At 43.6% G+C, this 22,958-nt stretch carries 15 protein-coding genes; 14 read left to right on the top strand and 1 reads right to left on the bottom strand.

Features of this window, described 5'->3' with window-relative positions:
• The first annotated feature begins 222 nt into the window (after positions 1-222).
• The 10 genes from OCI93_RS19765 to OCI93_RS19720 all read left to right on the top strand — a co-directional run bounded on the left by OCI93_RS19765 (position 223) and on the right by OCI93_RS19720 (position 15,266).
• Positions 223-624 carry a hypothetical protein gene (locus OCI93_RS19765; protein ID WP_261627119.1) on the top strand — a complete coding sequence of 134 codons (402 nt, stop codon included), beginning with the start codon at positions 223-225 and terminating at the stop codon, positions 622-624.
• A 74-nt stretch (positions 625-698) separates the two neighbouring features.
• On the top strand, positions 699-1,469 hold the full coding sequence (locus OCI93_RS19760; protein ID WP_261627118.1) for a hypothetical protein: 771 nt from the start codon (positions 699-701) through the stop codon (positions 1,467-1,469).
• Complete coding sequence (locus OCI93_RS19755) at positions 1,466-3,037, top strand: lipase family protein (protein WP_261594316.1); 1,572 nt, start codon at positions 1,466-1,468, stop codon at positions 3,035-3,037. Before OCI93_RS19760 ends, OCI93_RS19755 begins: the two co-directional genes overlap by 4 nt.
• A 3-nt stretch (positions 3,038-3,040) precedes the next feature.
• A complete protein-coding gene (locus tag OCI93_RS19750) occupies positions 3,041-3,979 on the top strand; it encodes a hypothetical protein (RefSeq protein WP_261594317.1) in 939 nt (312 codons plus the stop codon).
• Entirely contained in the window at positions 3,976-4,812 is an 837-nt protein-coding gene (locus tag OCI93_RS19745) for an aminoglycoside phosphotransferase family protein (RefSeq protein ID WP_261594318.1), read from the top strand. Before OCI93_RS19750 ends, OCI93_RS19745 begins: the two co-directional genes overlap by 4 nt.
• Positions 4,809-5,657, top strand: a complete 849-nt coding sequence (locus OCI93_RS19740; protein WP_261627117.1) for an aminoglycoside phosphotransferase family protein — start codon at positions 4,809-4,811, stop codon at positions 5,655-5,657. Before OCI93_RS19745 ends, OCI93_RS19740 begins: the two co-directional genes overlap by 4 nt.
• Positions 5,654-12,568 (top strand): type I polyketide synthase, encoded by a 6,915-nt coding sequence (locus tag OCI93_RS19735; protein ID WP_261627115.1) that lies wholly within the window; start codon positions 5,654-5,656, stop codon positions 12,566-12,568. Before OCI93_RS19740 ends, OCI93_RS19735 begins: the two co-directional genes overlap by 4 nt.
• Before the next feature lie 12 nt (positions 12,569-12,580).
• Positions 12,581-13,333: an aspartyl/asparaginyl beta-hydroxylase domain-containing protein gene (locus tag OCI93_RS19730; RefSeq protein WP_261594321.1), complete on the top strand. Its 753-nt coding sequence runs from the start codon at positions 12,581-12,583 to the stop codon at positions 13,331-13,333.
• A gap of 265 nt (positions 13,334-13,598) precedes the next feature.
• On the top strand, positions 13,599-14,195 hold the full coding sequence (locus tag OCI93_RS19725) for an ATP-binding cassette domain-containing protein (RefSeq protein WP_261627114.1): 597 nt from the start codon (positions 13,599-13,601) through the stop codon (positions 14,193-14,195).
• Positions 14,196-15,266 carry a DUF6136 family protein gene (locus OCI93_RS19720; RefSeq protein ID WP_261594323.1) on the top strand — a complete coding sequence of 357 codons (1,071 nt, stop codon included), beginning with the start codon at positions 14,196-14,198 and terminating at the stop codon, positions 15,264-15,266.
• 58 nt (positions 15,267-15,324) lie between these two features.
• On the opposite strand, the gene fadE is transcribed toward OCI93_RS19720, so the two are convergent.
• A complete protein-coding gene (gene fadE / locus OCI93_RS19715) occupies positions 15,325-17,778 on the bottom strand; it encodes an acyl-CoA dehydrogenase FadE (RefSeq protein ID WP_261627113.1) in 2,454 nt (817 codons plus the stop codon).
• A 280-nt stretch (positions 17,779-18,058) separates the two neighbouring features.
• Between fadE and OCI93_RS19710 the strand changes: the two genes are divergently transcribed.
• From OCI93_RS19710 to OCI93_RS19695, 4 genes are all read left to right on the top strand, one after another.
• Positions 18,059-18,361, top strand: coding sequence for a DUF6419 family natural product biosynthesis protein (locus OCI93_RS19710; RefSeq protein WP_261627111.1), 303 nt, complete (start codon positions 18,059-18,061; stop codon positions 18,359-18,361).
• 93 nt (positions 18,362-18,454) lie between these two features.
• Positions 18,455-19,588, top strand: a complete 1,134-nt coding sequence (locus OCI93_RS19705) for a 4-phosphoerythronate dehydrogenase (protein ID WP_261627110.1) — start codon at positions 18,455-18,457, stop codon at positions 19,586-19,588.
• Position 19,589: 1 nt separating this feature from the next.
• Positions 19,590-20,606, top strand: coding sequence for an aspartate-semialdehyde dehydrogenase (locus tag OCI93_RS19700; RefSeq protein WP_261594327.1), 1,017 nt, complete (start codon positions 19,590-19,592; stop codon positions 20,604-20,606).
• A 281-nt stretch (positions 20,607-20,887) separates the two neighbouring features.
• Positions 20,888-22,958 (top strand): FimV/HubP family polar landmark protein (locus OCI93_RS19695; protein ID WP_315942823.1); only part of this gene is annotated, 2,071 nt, incomplete at its 3' end.

Genomic DNA, 22,958 nt, shown 5'->3' with positions numbered 1-22,958 from the left:
CAAAATGGATCAACTAACTCGAATCCACCGGGACCAGCCAACGGTGGCAAAAACGCCAAACAAGGTACATCCAGCAAACATTCGTGCTCGGGACAAAGCGCAGCGGGAGATGGCTCCACAGGCATCGCGGGGCAACCCGGCGGAGCTGCTGGTGATGGTCAATTTTTTACTTTAGCTACTTTTGACTTGGGTGAAGTCCACGGAAAGGTTCCCTTTACTTTCATGCCAGCAAATGGTGGTAATGGTGGTAACGGTCAACCCGGTGGGCCGGGAGGAAATGGCGGTGCTAGCGCAGACAAAGATGATAATTGTTCGTATTTACCAGAAGGTGCAGGGGGTAAAGGTGGCGATGGTGGAGCTGGCAGTAACGGCGGGAATGGCGGGGATGTCCCCGATATATTGATTACCTATACCGGTAACACGATTCCGGATATTGTTTACCCATCTGAGTCTGATTTGACGGATTTGTTGACAGGCGGGACAGGAGGTAGTGGTGGTTCAGGGGGAATTGGCGGTACAGGGAACCCGGCTGGCGGAAGTGGCGAAACCGGTGCTGCGGGCAGCGCTGGTAAAACAGGCAAATACAAGTCCTATTCTATTAAACAAAAGCTGCCGCTAAACTAAATAATACACGTATAAAGCGTTGGAAAAGGTGATAATTGGTTCCTTTTCCAACTTAAGAAGTGAAGGAGTTTCTTATGAGTGTACAAGCTGTAATCAGACTGCAACCGGCATCTTATAGCGGGCCAGCACAAGCAGGGCCAACAGTTAAACCACCTCCTGCGGGAGAAAATGGCACCAATGGTGGATACAAAAATCCATTATATATCTCTGACAAAGGGAAATGTACATGCTCGACATCAGGAAAAAATGGAACTAATGGTGGACCCGGACGTGATGGGCGTAATGGTAATGGTGGACTGGCTGGAATGAATATCATTTTGTCTTTGCACACCATTGAAGGTAATTCACCTTTGACGGTAACCACTAAGGCCGGGAGTGGGCAACAAGGTGGGCAAGGAGGCACGGGTGGTGATGGCGGAGCAGGAGGCAATGCAGGTCAGATGAATTTGGATGGAATGGGGAATTGTTTACAAGGCACTAAGCCAACCTGCCAGCCTGCAACAGGCGGCAACGGAGGCAATGGTGGAAAAGGAGGTAAAGGTGGTGATGGCGGTGTTGGCGGGGATTCCGGCTTTATAGTACTGGAATATACAACCAACAATGGCCCTAAACTAGATAAGAGTAACTTCCAGAGTATCGCCGGAGTGGCCGGGCTTGCAGGGGCGGCGGGTGTTGGTGGTCGAGGTGGAGCAGGAGGTAAAAACGAAGTAACGGAAGCTTCGGCCCCTATTTCCTTGGCGGAGTCAGGTTCTACAGGGGCTGATAGTGCACCAGGGAGCGCAGGTAGAGCCGGCATCGTTGCTAAAAATGCGGTTGCTATTTACCAAAATGGAGGGAGTTCATGAGCGTTCAATTAGCCTCTTCTAATCCTATGGCTTATGACTCGTCATTGGCGGCACAATTGGTTGAGTTGGCAGTGATTGCCAACCAGCCAATGAACTCCAGCATGTTGCCAAGAAACTGGCAGCTTAATTATCAGGGAAGCGTCAGTGCAGACTATGGTGCTTCCCAGTACTTTTTTGCTAGTAAACCCCTCACCATTGGAAACGATTCGGTCAAAGTCTGCGCTTTGGTGTTAGGGGCGCAATGGTCGCCTTTTTTAAGCTACTACTTGCCGTCAATCAACCAAAACCTGCAGCAGCTGCCAGGTAGTATAGCTGGCGGACGCGTTACCAATAACGCGAATGTGACTTTGGGTTTTGAGCAGCTTTATGTGGTTATTCGTAACAATATGCTAAAAGATCTGCATAAGGTGAAGAATAACATTCCCGGTTATAGTAGCAGTATGCCAGTTATTACTGTTGGCCTTGGTCCAGGTGCGCCTCTGGCACAAATGGCTGCCATGGATATTCGACCCGGTAAGGAACCCGTTCAAGGAGAAAATGATTCGCCGGTTACTGGGTTGGCGAGTTATATCTTCAGTGGTCCGGCTTTTGGAGATGAAAACTGGAAATCCCTGTTTGGAAGTTTGGTACCGAATGGCTATCGGGTTGAGGCGGCTGGGGATTTATTTCCAACAGCACCTAACTCAAGTGAAGGCTTTTATCAAGCGGGAGTTAGTCAGCAACTTGGTGTCTATATTCCGGGTTATGACTCTCCGTGGTTTGAAAGGGATGGCAATTATTATGCAGGCTTGTTAAACCATAAAAGTATTGTGGATACTACAAAAGACTCAGTCTCTACCTCCGGTGCTCTGTCGGGGTTTGACTCTGCATTGGCTTTTACTCTGGGTACGCTTCTAGCGGTGGTTTACCAACAGTATCAACACCCCGGTACTGCGCCTTCATTTAACTTTAATCCCTATGCTGTGATTAATTACTACGGCGGCAACGATGATGCATGGGTTGGTTTGTATGATGGGCCGAGTTATCTGGTTGTAGCTGCTCGTGGAGCGGTTACCTGGCAGGAAACAATGAATAATATCAGCGCTTCAGCTGCCGGTGTGATCCCATGGTTGCCTGAAAGTAGCGATGTTGACTATGGACAGTATTCTCAACCATTGATTGATATCTATAATTCTATTCGGAGCTCGCTTCGAGACGTTTTGAACAGTGCCAAGAATAAGCCGGTTTTGATTACTGGGCATTCTGACGGCGGTTCATTGGCAAACCTGATTGCGCTAGATTTACAAATCAATCCTTTAGCTGGAAAGCGAACAGTAAACGCTATTTATACATTTGGCGCATTACCGGCAGCAACACCGAGTTTTTCCAAAGCCTACGACAATCTCTTCGCCAATAACAATTACCAAATAGTTCGGCCTACGGATGTGTTACCCAAGATTGAATTTCAATTTCCCATGTTTAGTGTTGGAAACAAGGTCAACCTTGATGGTGGTGCGTTTAACTCTGGCAATGGAAGCACCAATCATGCGCTGTCTACCTATTTGGATTTATTGGATCCGGGGCAATAAAAGATGACTTTGGCTGCATCAGCTCAGGGATGGGAACAGCATCTGGCGCAGTTTAAATTGACGTCAGATGACCTCCTCCCTTTCTTAAACGTTCAGGCACTCCATCCCCGTATTTTGTTGCATTGGGATGAAAAGTTGGGTGATGCTTCACCTATAAGCAAACAGCGCAACCATATTACTGTTTATGGTTATCGTAATGTCACGATCGACAAAGGCTGTGAACTGATCATTGAGGGATTGCTCAATGAGCAAACCCACCTCTTTATTGACACCTTGACCTTGTCATCAGGCGCCTGTTTGCGTTTGCAAACAGACACATGGGTGTTTATTAATCGAATCAACGTTTTAGGAAGCGTTAACTCTGGGGCGGATATCATTCTCAAACCAGCTAAAGGACAATCTGGGAGCCATGGTGTGAACGGTGTTGAAGGAGTGTCAGCGACAACCTCTGAATGTTCGGGTAGCAATGGTGGTGATGCCACGGCTGGAACAGACGGGGCCAACGGTAATGGGTCTCGTCGTGCTTTAATACGAATAGGTTGGTTAAGTGGGTGTTTGAACCTTATTGCCAGTGCGGCAGATGGCGGAGACGGTGGCAATGGCGGTCAAGGTGGTGCGGGAGGAAATGGAGTGGATGCGATTGGTGGTACGGGTGGAAACGGTGGTCATGGCGGTCACGGCGGACATGCTTCAGGCGGAGGCGAAATGTTTATTACCATCGATGCCTTACAGGATGAAGCCAGAGTTAATCAATTTACCCCCTTCCCGGTTGGTGGAAATGGGGGCTTGGCGGGGATAGGAGGCAAACCCGGCATAGGTGAACCTTATGGTCAAACTGGATTAACTGGCACACCGGGAAACAATGGAATAGATGGGCAGCCAGCCACTATCCATTTGCGTTTCCCGCAGGGGTTTTTTGAAGATAAGCGGAGAATGGAATGATGCTTGAAAAGAATAGTAACCCCATTGCTTTTGGTAACACCTGTGAAGTTTTCTCTTTGCCGGAAGACAAAGTGATTAAGCTGTTTCACCCACAGATTAATCAACGTCATATTGACCATGAATCGCATATGGTTAAGCAGGCTTTTCAAGCAGGATTAACCCATTTGGAACCCGGCGTTGAATGCCAGATAGGTGAGCGACAGGGATTGATATACAACCAGATAAAAGGTGAAACTATGGCGGTGATGTTACGCAAAAAACCTTGGTTACTAAGGCCGTATATCAAACTATTCACACGTTGCCATATTGCACTTCACAGGCGGCAAGCTCCGCGAGGTTTTCCGCACCTGAAAGAAGAACTCAAAAAGAAAATTGAGCAATCTGACATCTTAACAGGTGAGTTACGGGCCAAACTAATGATTCGATTGCGCGAAATGGGGACGGATAGCCGAGTCTGCCATGCCGATTTTCATTTAGATAACCTGATTATTAATAAACATAAACAGGTTACGTTGATCGATTGGGCTGGTTCCATGCAGGGAGATGTCGATGCTGATGTTGCTTTATGCTGGTTGCGTATGACTAATATTTCGAACGACGTCACCACTTGTAGTAATATCGAGCGATGGATATTGCGCAAGTTCGCCCAAGGTTATTTGCGCCGGTATCTCAAGCTTAGGCCTGAATGTCGCCAAAACGTACTGCGCTGGATGCCATTAATGGCATTCTGGCTTATCAGCAAAAATCACCATCATCATTCTGATTTTTTACCTAATCTCATCGATCCGGATCAACAGCAGTACAATAAAGCTTTGATGGGGTTGTTCGCATGAATCCATCAAATGTATATCCTGATCTAAACATTCGTCCCTTTGCAACAGGGAACAGTTGTGAGGTGTACAGTTGGTCTGATAAGCAGGTGCTCAAATTATACTTACCCACGATCACTGAATCTCATATTCAGCATGAAATTCGGATGGTGGAACAGGCTAGCGACGCTGGTTTAACCCCCCTTGCAGTTAACGCATTGGTGCAAGTAGGCAGTCGCACGGGACTTGTCTTTAATCGTATTGAAGGATTGAGTGTAAAGCAGGCTGTTTTAACTAAACCATGGCGATTACGCACATATGCACGATTACTGGCAAGGCAACATGCAAAGCTTCATCAACGCGCAGCTCCGAAAAGCTTTCCCTTGCTCAATGACTATATTGAAGAACTGTTTTTAACCTGCGGTAGCCTGCCACCTAAAACCGAAACCCTTTTACTTGCATGTTTGGAGAATACTCCAGAAGCTACAAGGGTATGTCACAACAATGTGACGTTATTGAATACCTTGGTTGATGAGAGTCAATTGATATTCATTGACTGGGTGGATGCCCGGGCTGGTAATCCGGATGTTGATGTGGCCCTTTGTTGGTTGAGGCTTATAAAAGCCGCACACCTCATGGCTGGTCGAAATCGATTGCAACGATGGTTGCTTCAGGATTTCGCTTATACCTATTTAAATCAATACTTTATTCAACGTCCAGCGACACAGTTAGGGATGCAGTACGCACTCCCATTAGCGGCTTTTATTTTGGATCAGGTGAGTCAAAGTCGTCAGTTCTCTGCGCTAGCACAACTAATGGATGCAGATCTCCTTTGCAGCCATTTAAATTCAAAAAGGAAATGGATATGAATGTTCAAGAAATTACTCCCATTACTGAAAAAACCTTATCTTCTAATGAGGCCAAAAGTGGTCCGGTAATAACCGATTTGGTTCTTTGTTGTCCTAAGCACCAAGCAGCACAAACTGCGCTAACGTTTTTGGATGTCAAAGGGGAGCTTGAATGCCAATTCAGTTATCAACAGCTAGAACAACAAAGTCTTGCACATGGTGCGGCGATACAACGTCATGCAGATGTTGGGGATGTGGTATTAGTCGCTTTGGAAAATATGGTGGACTTTGTGTCGGTTTTCTTTGGTTGCATGGTGGCTGGTGTGGTGGCTGTGCCCGTGCCAACACCCAAAGGAGAACGGGACAAAAAAGGTTTATCCAGAGTTTTTAATATTGCTCAGGCAGCAGGTGCAAATTTGATAGTGTCTGACAACCTGGCTATAAAAGCGCTATCTGGCTTAGATGGATTAACCGGACAACTGTTGTCAATGGAGCAACTTAAAGTTGATGCAAAATCAGGGGAATTGAAATCGATTAGTATCGTTTCGCAGAATACGGCTTACCTTCAATTTACATCAGGTTCGACGGCTATGCCCAAAGGAGTAAAACTCAGTCATGCCAATGTTATGGCATCTGTGCGGGATATGGCTGATATCTTTACTTTACCTGACGATTTGCGCTCCTGTGGTTGGCTACCTATGCATCATGATATGGGGCTGGTCGGATTACTGCTGACCTTGTATCAGCGAGGGCAGGCTATTTTAATGCCGCCAGCGGCGTTTTTAAGTGATCCCGAGCGCTGGCTTAAGGCCATCGACGAGTATCAGGGAAATATGTGCGCCGCACCGAATTTTGCTTTCGTCCATTGCGTTAAGATACTTAAACAAACCTCCCATGACTTAAGTTCATTGACACATGTGTTTGTTGGATCGGAATTTGTTTCTGTACCCACACTCGATGCTTTTTGCGACAAGTTTGCGCCTAATGGTTTTCAGGCATCATCTTTTATTCCGGTTTACGGGTTGGCAGAAGCAACTCTGTTGGCAGCTGGAGGCGCTGAACAATATCCTCAAATGCGCCATAGTGTAATTGAGTATGCTCCCAATGATAAGGCCACCAAGCGACAATTATTGGGCTATGCGATACAGCCGCACTTTCCTATTCAAATTATCGAAGACAACAAAATTGTTGTGGCTGGCGATGCCGTAGCGAGCAGTTACTGGCCAAACAATAAAGCATATTGTCATCGTATAGATGGACGTGATTACTTTGAAACTGGCGATGTAGGGTTTATTCAAAATAATCGCCTGTATTTAACCGGAAGAGAGAAAGATACCCTGATTGTTCGGGGAGTTAATCATCACGCGGAAGATTTGGAATTTAGTATCTCGGCCCGGGTAGGTGAATATCATGGTAATTGCGCCTGTATTGCAACCACGCAAAATGAAAGGGAGCAGCTTATTGTCGTTCAGGAAGCTTCAAGGCATATTAAGTTCGAACAAGCAGAAAAGTTGAAAGCGCAAATTCAAAATGCTTTGATAGAAGAACATGGTATTACTCCGGACGATATTATTTTTATCGCCAACAATACCTTACCCAGAACCCTTAATCATAAAGTGTCTCGCGCTTCTTGTTTAGTGCAATACGAAGCAAAAAGACTTAAGCTTGTTGGCAAGAAAAAACCATTAATTCCTGCCAGTGATGAATTGTCCTTGATGCAATTACATCACGCTACAGATGAACCGATTACCATTGTTTCAATGGCTTGTCGTTTGCCGGGGGGCTGTGATAATCCGGAAGCATTCTGGGAGCTGCTATCACAAGGAAAAGATGCTGTTAGAGAAGTGCCTTCTTCCCGTTGGAATAATGACAGTTTTTACCATCCTCAACCAGCCACCCCCGGAAAAACCAACACCAGATGGGCTGGTTTTGTGGATGATATCGATATGTTTGATCCGGCATTTTTTGGTATTTCGCCCACAGAAGCCGTCGAAATCGATCCTCAGCAACGCTTGTTGCTGGAAACCAGTTGGCGTCTGTTTGAAGGAGCAGGGCTCACTCGCGAACAGTTAAAAGGGTCTGATACCGGTGTATTTATTGGTGTGTCTACGAATGACTACCTGTACATGAAAATCAAACTCATGCCAGGTATGGATAGTTTTAATGCTTATTCCGGTTTGGGCAATGCCAACAGTATTACGGCTAATCGGATTTCTTACTTGTTTGATTTAAAAGGGCCAAGTATGGCAATAGACACGGCCTGTTCATCTTCTTTAACTGCTTTGCACCTGGCGGCACAAAGTGTGAATAATGGTGAATGCCGTCAGGCTATAGCGGGTGGTGTCAATGCCCTGATTTCCCCTGGGCCAACCATTTCTCTTTCGCAATTTGGTATGATGGCACCTGACGGGCGCTGTAAAACATTTGATAGCAGTGCCGACGGATATGTGCGAGCGGAAGGTTGCGCTTTGGTGATGCTAAAAAGCAAGGCAGATGCATTGCAGGCAGGGGATAAGGTGTTGGGATATATCCGTGCCAGTGCGCTCGGGCAAGACGGACACAGTAACGGCATTACTCACCCGAATGCCGATGCTCAGGAAAGGTTGATTCGTCGAACTTTGGCTAAAGCTAAAATCGATCCTGCCACAGTGACCTATATTGAAGCCCATGGCACGGGCACGTCCGCCGGTGATCCAATTGAAGTGAACAAGTTAAGAGAAATTTATGGTAAGGGAGATGAAGCTTGTTTTATTGGCTCTGTGAAGGCCAGTATTGGGCACTTAGAGGCAGGAGCTGGAATCGCTAGTGTATTGAAAATTCTCACTATGCTGCAACATGAAAAAATTCCGCCTCAATTGCATTTGAAGACCTTAAATCCCGCCATTGAATTGGCGGATTCCCGTTTATCTATCGCCCAAAATGAGGAAGAATGGCATTGTGCCGGGCCGCGCAGAGCTGCTGTTAGTTCTTTTGGTTTTGGTGGCGCATTAGCGCATATGATCATTGAACAGGGGCCCGGTTCCAATGACGCTCCACGGGTTGTCCGGACAGTAAAAAGTGAGTTGTTTACCCTTTCAGCGGCTGACAATACTGCTTTAGTTAATCAGGCTCGGATATGGTTGGATTGGCTCAATGGTTGTCGCTCTCAATGGCAAGGGATGTCGTTGGCCTCTGTTTGTTATACTCAGGCGCAGCATAGGACTGATTTTTCAGCTCGCTTTGCAGTAACCGTCAAATCCTTTGATGGATTAGTAAAGGAGCTAGAACGATTTATTAGATTTAAGCCCATTGCCAACTCCCGTATAGATCTGCTTCAACCCCATACTCATCCAGCCTTTGTGTTCACCGGACAAGGCCAGAATTACTTTCAAATGGGCTATGCCCTTTATCAACGATTTGATGTGTTTAGACAAGCTTTCGACCGTTGCATGACTGTGTATAACCAAATTACTCATGGCCAACCGTTTCGGGAACTGGTATTTGAATGTTTGGAGCATGCCAAGGTGGATGCCAGTACTTATCAATGCCACCTTTTTTCCGTGCAATACAGCCTGGCTGAATTGTGGTTTAGTTTAGGAGTGACACCCCAAGTCTTAGTTGGGCATAGCATAGGAGAATATGCAGCAGCGGTTGTCGCAGGATGCATGACTGTTGAAGATGCGATGGAGTTATTGTATCGGCGCGGTAAGTTGATTGAAACGGTTGCCCCAGGTGAAATGGTTTCATTGAAGGCAGACAGGCAAACGGTAGAGGCATTGTTACCTAATATTGCTATTGCCGCTCAAAATAGTCCTAAAGCAACGGTTATAGCCGGGTCATCAGAGCATATAGCCTACGCCATTGATATGGCGAAAGCGAAAAATATCGAAGTGAAAAAGCTTAACACGGAACGAGCGTTTCATTCCCCTATGATGGCAGACATTGTTGATACCTTTGTGACTTATGCAGCTAAGGTGCAATACAACGAGCCGAGTATTCCCTGGGTGTCTACTGTTACCGGTAAAGTACAAAAACAGGCTCCCACAGCTGAATACTGGGGAAGGCAACTGCAACAAACGGTGCTATTCGAGCAGGCAGTGAAGGTAATCGGGGAACTATCAACCTTTATTGAAATTGGTCCTGGAGGCACAACACTGGCGATGTTGAATGAAAATTTGGTCCAACAACAGGCGTTGTTCTTGCGTTCTTGTAATCGCACCAAGGCGGATAGAGGAGAGACAGATACGCTGCTAGATAGTATTGGTAAGTTTTATCAGCAGGGGAATCAATTGCACTGGAATACAATGTATAAAAAACTGGAACGACAATTTGTGTCAGTGCCACCACAACATTTCAATTGTAAACGCTATTGGATAAAAGGGGCGAGTTGGGACAAGTTAGATGCTTTTTCTTCTTCAGCTCTTGATATTGACACTGGCACTGAAGTGCAAAGCGATACTCCGCCTTTATATCAAATAAATTGGAACCTTTCTCCTGTTAGTGCAGGACAAATGACAAACATCATCAACTGGATTGTCATTGGAGAGTCGTCAGATTTGATGCAGTCGGTCATTCAAGGGCTTAATGGTCAGGTGTATCAGGTTTCGCCTCAATCCTCAAAGCAAGCTTATCATCAGCAGTTTACTCATATTCTTAATACGCTAGCGAAGGTAGGCGACGAGCACTGGCGAGTGCTGTATGCGAACTCGATGGGCAGAGCAAGTGAAGTAACGGTTGATTCGCTGAATGTTGATCAAGATGTTCATGGCCCGGCAGATCTCACTCGGGTAGTACAAGCACTGCTGGAAACAGGCAAGGTCATGCCGCTATGGATATTGACCCAACATGCGAATTTTCTTGAAGGAGACAACCCAGAAGTTATGGGAATTATGCAATCTTCGGTATGGGGATTTGCGCGTACTTTATTTTTGGAGCAACCTCAATTGCGCGGTGGCATTATCGATATGGATTCTCCTTGCGAAGTGCTGCTTAAACAGCTGCATTTACCACAACAGGAGCGGGTAGTGGCTATTCGCAACAATCAGCGCTTTATCGCACAGTTGGAGGCATTATCGGCACCAGAGAATACTAGTCTAAAACTTAGAAAAAATGGCATTTATCTGATTACCGGGGGGTTAGGTGGTCTGGGGCTGAAATCCTGTGAATGGTTAGTGGAGCAGGGAGTAGGAGATATTTTGTTGCTCGGACGTTCCGGTTTTCCTGAACGGTCGCAATGGACATCGCTGGATAAAAAGCACAAGTGTTATCAGGCGGTTCAATCCTTAATCGCAATGCAAAAGCTAGCAGAGCAAAGTGGTGGGGTTAATATTCAGGTGAAAAGTCTGGATATACGTGATAGCAAGGCAATGACACAACTATTTGCGAGTTTAGATAAACCATTGCGTGGTGTGATTCATGCAGCCGGAGTGAATTGGTTTGGCAAAATTGCTGAGTTGGATACCCAAAAAATGCTGGACACTCTAAAAACCAATATTTCCGCAGCCTGGCTATTGCATGAGTTAACGGCAGATGCTGATTTGGACTGTTTTGTGATGTATTCCTCCGTTTCGGCCCTGTGGGGATCTGTTGAATTAGCGCATTATACGGCTGCCAATTACTTTTTGGATACTCTGGCTCATTATCGCGTTGCCAGAGGTTTACCTGCTCTGTCTATTGATTGGGGACCATGGGGTGAAGTGGGCATGAGCGCCAAAGAGTCAGAAAAAACGGTATTGAATAAACTGGGACTGAAGCTCATGTCTCCATCTTCAGCGTTAGATGCCATGAAAAGTCTGTTGTCACTTGGCACTGTCCAAGCGATGGTAGGCGGTGTCGATTGGCTGAAATTCAAAGCCTTTATTGATTTCTCTTTATCACCGTCCTTATTTGCCAAAGTGGAAAGCGGATCAAAAGAAGGTTTTGCTAGTGATGACAATGGATTGAGTGCTATTGCCAGCATGCCACGACAAGATGCACTGGCATTAATCGATGGCATTGTGAGAGACCAACTAGCTTCTGTAATGTTGATCGACTCCATTGATACGCTGGGTGAAAATCATCGTTTCAACTTTCTGGGGATGGATTCCTTGATGGCGATCTCTTTTGCAGCGCAATTAGAACAGTATTTAGGGGTGAAAATGCCCAATACTCTGGCGTACAACTATCCCACCATCAAGGACGTGAAACAATTTATCTATCAACAACTGACTGGCAAATTGCCACAAGAAAAAACTGCAACACCCGAGGTGAACCATTGGTTGTTACCCATCGATGAGCAACAGCAAGGAATGAGGCTTTACTGTTTTCCTTATGCGGGCTCCGGAGCATCAGCCTATGCAGAATGGAAGGGGCGTATTCCTGGGGCAAACATTACTGCAGTGCAATATCCTGGACGAGAAAATCACAATGTTTCGCCTATTACGAATATGTCGCACATGGTAGAAAACATTATTGAGCAGATTGATACCAGTCTACCTTTTGCCTTGATTGGTCACAGTTTGGGGGCGCTGATAGCCTATGAAGTTGCGGGAGAACTAGACAAGCGAAATCAATCACCGCAATTTGTGGTGTTGTCTGGTTGCGATTCACCTCAGGAACACAAAGGTGGGGATTTACACCGATTGGACGATGATGCGTTTCTGGATGCCATTATTCAACGCTACGACCATCAACATATTCAACAGGAACAAAAGGATGCCATGGCAGCAAATTTGGCAACTTTGCGTGCAGATATCACCTTATTGGAAACTTATCGACCTTCACTATATACCTTAGCATGCTCCACCCACATTTTGGGCAGCCAAAACGATCCGGTGACGACTTTATCCGGACTGCAAAGCTGGATTGGATTGAGTAAAGGGCGTTTTTGTCTAAGTTTACATGAGGGCAGTCACTATTTGGTAAAAGAAAACCCAACACCCATCATCGACGCGATAAAAGCGCAAATGCACTAGGAGAAATATAGCATGAATACTCAAATCAGGCCCTGGTTTAATATATTTGGTGGTAAATATACGGGCGGTGAACCCAATTTTTACGCAACAGAGCAATACCCTTGGGTGACGGTGATCGAGGAAAACTGGGAAGTGATCCGTGATGAGTTGACCGCATTGGTGGCGGAAAAGCCAGAACGTTTGCAGCCCTATTACATTAATAAATCTATGTCTTTTCCTCCGAATCATTGGAAAACCATGGGGCTCTACTTCTGGCGTATTAAAATGCATAGAAATTGCAGGCGTTGTCCCAAAACCATGGCGATCTTGGACCGTATTCCCAATTTAACAGCCGCATCGCTCAGTATTTTGGAGCCAAACTCTAATATTAATCCACACCAAGGGGATACCGACGCCGTGATCAGAGGGCATTTGGGGTTGAGTATACCAGCTGAAATTCCTGCTGCTGGTTTTCAGGTAGGCAAAGAGATAAAAAGTTGGGAAAACGGTAAAGTACTATTATTTTGTGATGCGCATTCTCACACAGCGTGGAACAATACAGAACAACGTCGCCTGGTGATGATTTTTGATGTGATGCGTGAAGAATTTGCCCATAAAAAAGATTCCGTATGTGCTCATGTCTTAGCCGATGCTGTATTACAAATGATGTACCAATCAATGCCGGTTTTACATAAGTTGTCAGGACGATTCAAGCGGGTTTGTTATAAGCTGTTAAAAGGTGCTATTCGGGTTATATTGCCGATACAGCGACGATTGCCCTATTGAATATACCTATTCCACCTCCTTTTAATAGAAGCCTCCTTTTAATAGAGGCCTCGTTTTTTAGGGGGTTACCAATATGCAGTAAATACTGCCCTGGAATATTAAGCTCTGGGTGTGGTTTTCTGACAATTACCATTGTGGTCTACAAATGCCACTTCGTTAGGTTGAGGGCGAGTCCATCCCATTGCTTACACAATATATGAGAAATGCATCGGTATTTCACTTTGTCTTAAAATGATAACATACGTCAAAAATAAGGATTTATTTGATGATTGATGTTATTAAATTACATAAGCAGTTTGCAAATAAGCGGGTGTTTCATAATTACACTAACCAATTTATGGAACCGAAATGTTGTATTTTGGGTGAGAATGGGTTGGGGAAAACAACCCTTTTCACTTTAATTGCAGGCTTAGATCCTTACTATACTGGAGATATTTTACTGGCGGGCAAGCGAGTAACTGCTTTACAAGATTATGTTGCTTTGGGCTGTGATAAAATCCCTTTTCCTGATTTTTTAACTGCGCGACAAATACTCTCCATGACAAGTAAAAGCTGGGTTTGTGATATGCCTTTAACACTTGCTAAAGCATTCGGTTTTGAACCATTTCTAGATACTCTCGTAAAAGATTTATCTTCAGGAAACAATAAAAAATTGCAATTGCTTAATGCGATTATGCGTAACACGCCTTACTTAATTTTAGATGAACCTAGTGCAGCACTTGATCAACACGGGGTTGAAGTATTATGTCATTGGTTGCAGTCATTTTCTGGACAGGTATTGATCAGTAGTCATGAGCCACAACCATTTCTTGATGTGGGCTTTGTCACCCAGCACTTATTCTCAACAGAGCCGGTGGCGTAGGTGAATTATTATCAATATCGTAAAAAAGCCTTTGAGTACGCACTAAAGGAGCTATTAAGGCAGCTCAGTCAATTTGCACTGATGATCTCAACATTGTTTTATATTTTTCTCCCAGGCTTGGTTGCAGGCTTATTTTTAGGTTTAGGCAAAGTTGTACAAAGTGACAGTGTAGAGACCGCAAACCAAATGATGGTGGCTTACTTGTTGATGCAAACTCTCCTCCTATTTGTATTAAAGCCTGTGATCTTAGATACGCCTCATAGATTGTTTCACTTTTCTTTACACAGTGGTCGATTAAAGCATTTAGTAGCTGATTTTACATTGCTGCTAGTAAGCCACATTTTGCTTTGGCTGTCCTTAGTTTTAGCTTTTGCCATGGGGTGGGACAAATTGATGAGGGCGCCACACTTTGTTGCGTTTATTGTGACTCAGTTAAGTTTGGCTGTTGTACTATTATATCGCCCTCAGGCTGTAGTATGGGCATTAGGCATTGCAGTAGTATTGTTAGTGCTTGGGTTATCGAACATAAGCTACTTGGTTGTATTTAATGCCATCGTGCTCGTTGCGTGTTGGTTTAAGCCTTTGAAGTTTGTATATGTACCTTCACAGCTAAATGTGTGGTCATTTTGGCTTGTTTATGGGCTTAATAATACATGGTCATTGATTTGGCGTATGGTGATCGGTTTACTATTTACTTTGGGAGTTGCTATCATAGGCAAAGAGCGCCCCGAGCTACTACATTGGTATGCACCTATGGTTGCGCTGATTGTGCTTCTTTTATGGGCCTCGATGTGTATAAAAACCACTAAACTAGTCCAAGAACATAGATTGTTTTGGCTCAGTTTAAAACAACAACAAGCTATTGTAGTCACGCTTCATGCCATGGTTTTTATTCTATATTTATTATCTTGGTGCTTAATTGTATTTGTGTTGGACTTTGATATATTTATGTTGCTAACTTTGTTGTTCATGCCTTTGCTACAGTGGTGTGCTGCAAGGCGGCCAAAGAGTTTGGCGGTATGCTGGGCAAGTGTAAGTGTGCTAATTTATATGATAAAAATATTAGTTTGAAGTTATGAAAAAGCCAGCTAATTAGCTGGCTTTGATTCATTTTAGAAATGCAGTAAATTTAGGCGGCACTGGCACCTTGTGTATTAGGTTTAGCACCTTGACCTGCGGTGAGTTCACTGGGATCAAAGTCATCAACATTAATGACGGCTAAACGTTTGGCTTCTACAGCGCTCAGTTTGTCTGCTTCATCTTCATTCAAAGCCCCCAAATCTAAGCCCATTTGTGCCACCTTATCTAGCTGAGTAAATGGTAGCTTTGTACCTTTAGCACGGCATACTTTGTCAAATAATGGTTCAATTTCTAAGATATCGCGCAGAGTTTGCTCTTGTTTACCTAGGATGTTTAGTGGCTCATCTTTTAGGTAAATATGTGCAGCCAACCGCTCGCGAGAGGCATTTGGCGTCTGCAGTATGTGTGCAATCTTGTGCTCAAGCTTATCAGTCGGTTTACGTACAGGGCGACCAAATGGGAAAAGCAATACTTTTAATAACCCACGAAGTACTGCAGAAGGCATATTATTAATTAAGTCAGCCAAGGCGCGTTGACAAAGGTATAAATGCTCTTGGCAACTCCACTGTACAAATGGTAAGTCTTCTTTCTTACGGCCTTCATCGTTATAGCGTTTCAGTGTTGCTGATACTAAATACAAGTAACTTAACAAGTCACCTAAGCGTGCAGATATGCGCTCTTTACGTTTTAATGAGCCACCAAAGACTGCCATACAGATATCTGACATGAGGGCTAATGATGCACTGTATCGGCTAGCATTGCGATAGAATACTGCCGTTTCGTCGTCGTATGGTACTTTTGTAAAACGTGCACCTGTTAAGGCTAACCATTTAGTTCTTACCAGATTTGAAATGGTAAAACCAATGTGGCCCATTAGTGACGTATCAAAGCTCTCTAGAGCGGCTTGCTTGTCTTCCATGCTCACTGCATTAAGCTCAGCGAGTACAAATGGATGGCATCGAATCGCCCCTTGACCGTAGATAATCATATTACGGGTTAAAATGTTTGCACCTTCAACAGTAATGGCGATAGGTGCACCTTGATAACCTCTACCCAGATAATTATTTGGGCCCAAACAAATACCCTTACCACCGTGAATATCCATGGCATGCATAGTAGATGTACGCATTTGTTCAGTTAGGTGATATTTTAAAATAGCTGAAACCACTGATGGCTTTTCGCCTGCATCAACTGCACCAGTTGACATGCTTACTGCTGCATCGGTGCTGTATGCATAACCACCAAGTTTAGCAAGTGATTCCTCAATACCTTCCATTTTACCGATTGGTAATTTGAATTGACGACGAATTCTACTATAAGCGCCACTCGCAAGAGCCAATGATTTTATACCACCAGTCGAATTTGAAGGAAGCGTGATCACTCGCCCTACAGACAAACATTCAACGAGCATCCGCCAACCTTGTCCGGCCATTGCTGGTCCACCAATAATGTAATCGATAGGAACAAAAATATCTTCGCCTTGAGTAGGACCGTTTTGAAATGGCACATTCAGTGGGAAATGGCGGCGGCCAATTTTGACGCCTGGTGTATTGGTTGGGATCAAAGCACAAGTGATACCGGGTTCTTTGTCTTCGCTTAGTAAACCATCAGGGTCGCGTAGTTTAAACGCTAAACCAAGGACTGTTGCCACAGGCGCTAACGTGATGTAACGCTTATTCCAAGTAAGGCGAATCCCCAATGTTTCTTTACCTTCCCATTCGCCTTTGCAGACAATACCAAAGTCAGGGATCGCTGATGCATCAGAACCTGCTTCAGGAGAGGTTAGTGCAAAACAGGGGATCTCTTGACCTGTGGCTAATCTAGGTAGGTAATGTTCTTTTTGATCTTCAGTACCGTAGTGCTGAAGTAACTCGCCAGGACCGAGCGAGTTTGGTACGCCAACAATAGATGATAGTAAAGTTGATTTACTGGTCAGCTTTTGCAATACACAAGATTGTGCATAGGCCGAAAACTCAAGACCGCCATATTGTTTTTTAATGATCATGGCAAAGAATTTATTATCTTTTAGGTACTGCCATACATCTTCAGGGAGGTCGGTTAGTTCATGAGTTGCTTTCCAATCGTCTAGCATGGCGCATACTTCTTCAACTGGGCCATCTAAAAATGCCTGCTCCTCAATTGTTAAGCGAGATTGTGGGTATTGGTGAAGCTTTTTCCAATCAGGGTTACCACAAAAAAGGTCGGCTTCCCACCAAGTAGTGCCAGCAGCAATAGCCGATTTCTCAGTATCTGACATGGTTGGCGTTACTTTTTTAAACGCTTTGAAAAGAGGTGCAACAATATATTGTTGACGAATATTAGTGAGTGATAGAGGCACCACAATGGCTAAAAAGAGTAACCATGAGAATGCGCCAAATGCACCAAAAAAGGTACCAATGAGTAGTGTAATTGTAGCAACACCTACTGAGGTGTTCCAGCTTGCTCTGTGATAGCTTGCAATGCTAACAAGCGCTATCAAAGTTAAAGTGAATATGAGTGTCATGTTGTTCTTCCTTATAAGAGGTCTGACCACCTTGGCTAGACTAGCCTTTACGGCGAATCATTTCAAGAGAAAAAACGCTTCATTTACTGTAGTTAATACAAGCAATATTCGCTTACTTTAAATATAAATTTGGTATAGCCCTGTCAGTACGCTTTGTAGCGACTAATTGCCAAGGTGTTTTTAAGATGTAAATTTAAAAAGTAATTAACCCGTAAAAAAGATTGATTTTTGAGCTTTCACGCCTATTGTTTTAGAAGATTAATTAAGGAAGGAACCTTAAATGATTAGTTCAATTTTTGTGGTATCAATTTCTTTATTTGCAACATGGATGTCGGTGAATCTTTATACTCCTGCCATTTTCTTCAACTTATTTTGCTGTTTAATCAGTGCTTGGTATGGTTATCACGGACACTTAAATATGGCTCTGGCACTGGCTTTTTTTAATGTTTTGGCAGTGTTAATGAGTCCCTTACTTGTGTTGCCAGAACAAAAAACCACGACTTTAATGGTTTTGTTGTTACTAATCGCTATGTTTTCGGGTATTGCGGCTGGTGTTCATAAGATAAAAACTAAGAGTGGCTAGGGGTAGAGGTATTTCATTACAATATCACGAAATTCGCATTTTACATTAGCTTGGGTATACAATATCGCTCTCGTGCACAGTTTGGAATTTTAAATGAAGATCCTCGCAGATCAAAATATGCCTTTGGTAGAAGAGTTTTTTTCTGATTTAGGTGAAGTTAAGCGTTTTGATGGTCGCAACTTACAGGCATCGTCATTGCAGGATGTGGACGCGTTACTTATTCGTTCTGTGACTAAAGTGAATGCGCCCTTGTTGTCACAGGCAAATAAGTTGCAGTTTGTTGGTACTGCAACGATTGGTATTGATCATGTTGATACGCATCTACTTGCACAACAAGACATCGCTTTTACAAATGCTCCGGGGTGTAATGCAGTTGCAGTAGCGGAATATGTTATTAGTGCTTTATATGCGTATGCCCAAGAAACTGATACCTGTTTACAAGGTAAAACCTTGGGGATTGTAGGCGTTGGAAGTATTGGTAAGTGCCTTCAGCACAAGCTCGCCGATACTGGTATCAAATTATTAATGTGTGATCCATTGCGTTTTAAGCAAGGGGATTTAGACGAGCATATAGATATTGATGCTGTTTTGGAACAAGCTGATATCGTGACATTTCATGTGCCATTGATTAAAGAGGGGGCAGATAAGACTTTTCATTTAATGGATGCGAATCGTATCAGTAAGTTAAAAGAAAATATGCTACTTATCAATGCTAGTCGCGGTGATGTGATAGATAATCAAGCTTTGCTAAAATTACTTCAAAGTGGGCAAAGGTTAGAACTTATACTAGATGTATGGGAGAATGAACCCAATATTCTTACTGCGCTTTTACCATACACTCGGTTTGCGAGTGTCCATATCGCAGGACATAGCCTTGAAGGTAAAGCGCGCGGCACACAAATGCTGTATGACGGTCTGTGCGAACGATTAGGCGTATGTGCTAACAAACAGCTTGAAGCATTTTTACCTGTCCCAGCGCTGACTAAATGTAGAACAGAAAAAACCCTAACAGAACAAGACTTAGGGCGTTTAGTACATCTAGTCTATGATATTCGCAGAGATGATGGTTTAATGCGAGCCAATTTAACAAGTCATGGTTTTGACAGTCTGCGTAAAAACTACCCCCCAAGACGTGAATTTAGTACACTCAACATTGATAACATGAGTGTGCATGGGGACGTATTAGCAACGTTAGGTTTTAATGTAATTGAAAAGAATGAGGGTTGATATGTCGCAAAAGTTTAATGTGGCGGTATTAGGGGCTACGGGCCTCGTAGGTAAACAAATTATAGACACATTAGAAGAACGCAAATTTCCGGTTGATCAGTTATTTGCATTGGCTAGTAGTCGCAGTGCTGGCGAAGAACTCGATTTTCGTGGTGAGAAAATTGAAGTACTCGATGTTGAACAGTTTGATTTTTCTCAGGCACACATAGGGTTATTTTCAGCAGGTGGTAGTGTTTCAGAAAAGTATGCTCCGATCGCTGCGGAAGCTGGATGCGTGGTAATTGATAACACATCACATTTTAGATACGATTATGACGTACCACTGGTCGTGCCTGAAGTTAACCCTGCTAGTTTGGCTGATTTTCGTAATCGTAACATCATTGCAAACCCAAACTGCTCGACAATTCAAATGCTGGTTGCGTTAAAACCAATTTATGATGCTTATGGCATTGACCGTATTAATGTTTCAACATACCAAGCTGTATCTGGAGCGGGTAAAGAGGCGGTTGATGAACTTGCTAAACAGACTGCTAATTTGATGAATGCAAGGCCAGTTGATAGTCAAGTTTTTACTAAACAAATCGCCTTTAATGTCATTCCTCAAATTGATGTATTTCAAGATAATGGCTATACCAAAGAAGAAATGAAGATGGTGTGGGAAACACATAAAATTTTAGGTGATAGTAGTGTAATGGTAAACCCTACAGCGGTGAGAGTACCTGTCTTTTTTGGGCATGCTGAAGCAATACACCTAGAAACGAGAATGCCGTACGATATTGAGCACGTAAAGCAGCTGTTAAGTGACGCGCCAGGTGTTGAACTAATAACAGATGAGCAGGATTACCCAACACCAGTGAGTGATGCAAGCGGTAATGACACTGTGTATGTTGGTCGTGTTCGACAAGATATTTCTCACCCACTTGGCCTAAACCTTTGGGTTGTTTCTGATAATACTCGAAAGGGAGCGGCAACTAATAGCGTGCAGATAGCAGAAGAGCTCGTAGCGAACTACCTATAATTATAATACATTAATAATGTGCTGCTTTATGGCAGCATATTGCCTCAACTTGCCATAACAAAAGCAATAATGTCAGACGTTTGACTTATCAATTTAGCTATAACTAAAGTTAACTCATCATAAACTATTATAAGCATGTTAATTTTCAATGCGTTGCAATGGATATTCCAAGGTAACTGGTTTATAGTTTGAACTTGGAATAGAGCTTGCAGTAGCAATCATTAGCAACATTTTGATGTTTAGCAAAAAATAATGTTGAACATAGTACTGAAAGGACCAACATGCGCGGTTTTGTCGTTTTTTGTATCTTTGTCTTCACATTGATCACATTGCCAGTCAACAGCTTAGAAGAGCCCCAAATTAAAGGGCCAAAAGGAGTTGATTATGGTCAGCAAGGTAGATCAATTGGGCCAATTAAACCCTCTGATACGCTTTGGCGTATTGCTCAAAAAATTAGACCTGATGACTCAGTGAGTATTTATCAGGTGATGAGCGCGCTTTATCGAAAAAATCCTCAAGCATTTTTAGACCAAAACCTCAATCATATGCGTGATGGCGCCTACTTGAAAATTCCTACGATGGGAGAGATTCGCAAAGAAAACCCTAACTTTGCACGACAGCGTTCTGATCAAGATGATGCTTTGTGGGAACTGAAAAAAAGCGGAATGCTTGATAATCAGACAATAGAACAGGCTCAGAAGAAAGTCACCCAAGCGCGTAAAATTGATGTTGAAGAGGCACAAGATGCATTAACTAAGCAACTAAAATCAATTCAGTTGGAGCAAGACTCGAGACTTATGGACTTACAATCACAGTTTCGCAGCTCAGTAAAAAATGTTGAAGAAATCCTAGTCGAAAATGATAAATTAAAGAAACAACTAGGTAGTATCTCAAAAGAATTGCAAAATGTGCGTGAACAGTTGGGAAAAGATAGCGAAATTCAACAACAGTTACAGTCAGTATTAAACTTGCAAACGGCCCTCATTGAGCGTCAAGAAGCGCAAAAAAAACAATCACAAAGCAGCTTTAATTTTAGCTCTGCTCTAAGTAATCCAATTGTACTGGTGTTGTTGGCAACATTGCCTGCTTTGCTGGCAATTGGTGCTGGAATTTTCTTTTTGAGAAAACGCAAGCAAACACAAGATAGTGTTGATGATGAAGACGACTTTTTACCCCAAGCACCTGCTGCAGCTAGCGACCCTCTGGATTTAGGTATGCCCACTGCAGCAGTGGATACGGAGGTTGAGGATAGCGTTCAATTAGATGACGACATCTTGCCAGAAGACGATGATATTATGTTTGATTCATTGGAAGAGGATGCCTTTGATGAGGGGAGTGGGGAGCTTGACCAAGACGAGTTAGATAGCTTGCTCAACGATGATATCGTATTTGATGATGAAACAGCTGAAACTGCTACTCCTGAAGACTTAGATGATTTCTTGCAGCAAAATTTTGATGAACAAGACACGGAAGCCGGTGATACGGTGTCATTGGATTTAGATGGAGATACAGGTGAATTACTGAGTTCTTCAGAAATAGATGACATGCTTAATGCAGAATCAGAACTCAATGAAGAGGAACTAGATGTTAGCGATGATGCACTTGCTGCATTAAGTGAAGAGTTAGCTGATGATCAGCAAGATATCGATGAGCTTGTTCAAAGTGAGAGTGGAGATGACTTTGATATCGATGATTTAATCGATGAAGCCTCCGAACAAGATTCTGATCTAGATGCAGAGCTGGACCCTGATGACATTGATAGTTTGCTCGATGGTGAGCAAAGCAAAGAGGGGGTTGAGCTTGAAGAGGAAGCCGATGATGACTTTGATATCGATGATTTAATCGATGAAGCCTCCGAACAAGATTCTGATCTAGATGCAGAGCTGGACCCCGATGATATTGATCTTGATGACATTGACAGTTTACTCGATGAAGCAGAGCAAGCGGCAGGATCAGAAGCTAGTACTATTGATGAAAATGCTTTGAATATTGAGGGTGAACAAGATTCTGATCTAGATCTTGATGACATCGACAGTTTACTTTATGAAGCAGATCAAGCACCTGAGACAGAGCAAGCGTCTGAGGCAGAGCAAGCACCTGAGACAGAGCAAGCGTCTGAGGCAGAGCAAGCACCTGAGACAGAGCAAGCACCTGAGACAGAGCAAGCGTCTGAGCCAGAACCTGAAATAGAGCCAGAGCCTGAAATAGAGCCAGAACCTGAAATAGAACCAGAATCTGAAATAGAACCAGAATCTGAAATAGAACCAGAATCTGAAATAGAACCAGAACCTGAAATAGAACCAGAATCTGAAATAGAACCAGAATCTGAAATCGAGCCAGAATCTGAAATAG

The sequence above is a fragment of the Pseudoalteromonas holothuriae genome (assembly GCF_945859825.1).
GTDB classification, from domain to species: Bacteria; Pseudomonadota; Gammaproteobacteria; order Enterobacterales; family Alteromonadaceae; genus Pseudoalteromonas; species Pseudoalteromonas holothuriae.
This window is presented reverse-complemented; position numbering and strand designations above follow the sequence as displayed.

Coding starts and splice junctions, on each gene's coding strand:
- OCI93_RS19765 (WP_261627119.1), top strand. CDS start 223: ATGCCAGCAAATGGTGGTAATGGTGGTAACGGTCAACCCGGTGGGCCG.
- OCI93_RS19760 (WP_261627118.1), top strand. CDS start 699: ATGAGTGTACAAGCTGTAATCAGACTGCAACCGGCATCTTATAGCGGG.
- OCI93_RS19755 (WP_261594316.1), top strand. CDS start 1,466: ATGAGCGTTCAATTAGCCTCTTCTAATCCTATGGCTTATGACTCGTCA.
- OCI93_RS19750 (WP_261594317.1), top strand. CDS start 3,041: ATGACTTTGGCTGCATCAGCTCAGGGATGGGAACAGCATCTGGCGCAG.
- OCI93_RS19745 (WP_261594318.1), top strand. CDS start 3,976: ATGATGCTTGAAAAGAATAGTAACCCCATTGCTTTTGGTAACACCTGT.
- OCI93_RS19740 (WP_261627117.1), top strand. CDS start 4,809: ATGAATCCATCAAATGTATATCCTGATCTAAACATTCGTCCCTTTGCA.
- OCI93_RS19735 (WP_261627115.1), top strand. CDS start 5,654: ATGAATGTTCAAGAAATTACTCCCATTACTGAAAAAACCTTATCTTCT.
- OCI93_RS19730 (WP_261594321.1), top strand. CDS start 12,581: ATGAATACTCAAATCAGGCCCTGGTTTAATATATTTGGTGGTAAATAT.
- OCI93_RS19725 (WP_261627114.1), top strand. CDS start 13,599: ATGATTGATGTTATTAAATTACATAAGCAGTTTGCAAATAAGCGGGTG.
- fadE (WP_261627113.1), bottom strand. CDS start 17,778: ATGACACTCATATTCACTTTAACTTTGATAGCGCTTGTTAGCATTGCA.
- OCI93_RS19710 (WP_261627111.1), top strand. CDS start 18,059: ATGATTAGTTCAATTTTTGTGGTATCAATTTCTTTATTTGCAACATGG.
- OCI93_RS19705 (WP_261627110.1), top strand. CDS start 18,455: ATGAAGATCCTCGCAGATCAAAATATGCCTTTGGTAGAAGAGTTTTTT.
- OCI93_RS19700 (WP_261594327.1), top strand. CDS start 19,590: ATGTCGCAAAAGTTTAATGTGGCGGTATTAGGGGCTACGGGCCTCGTA.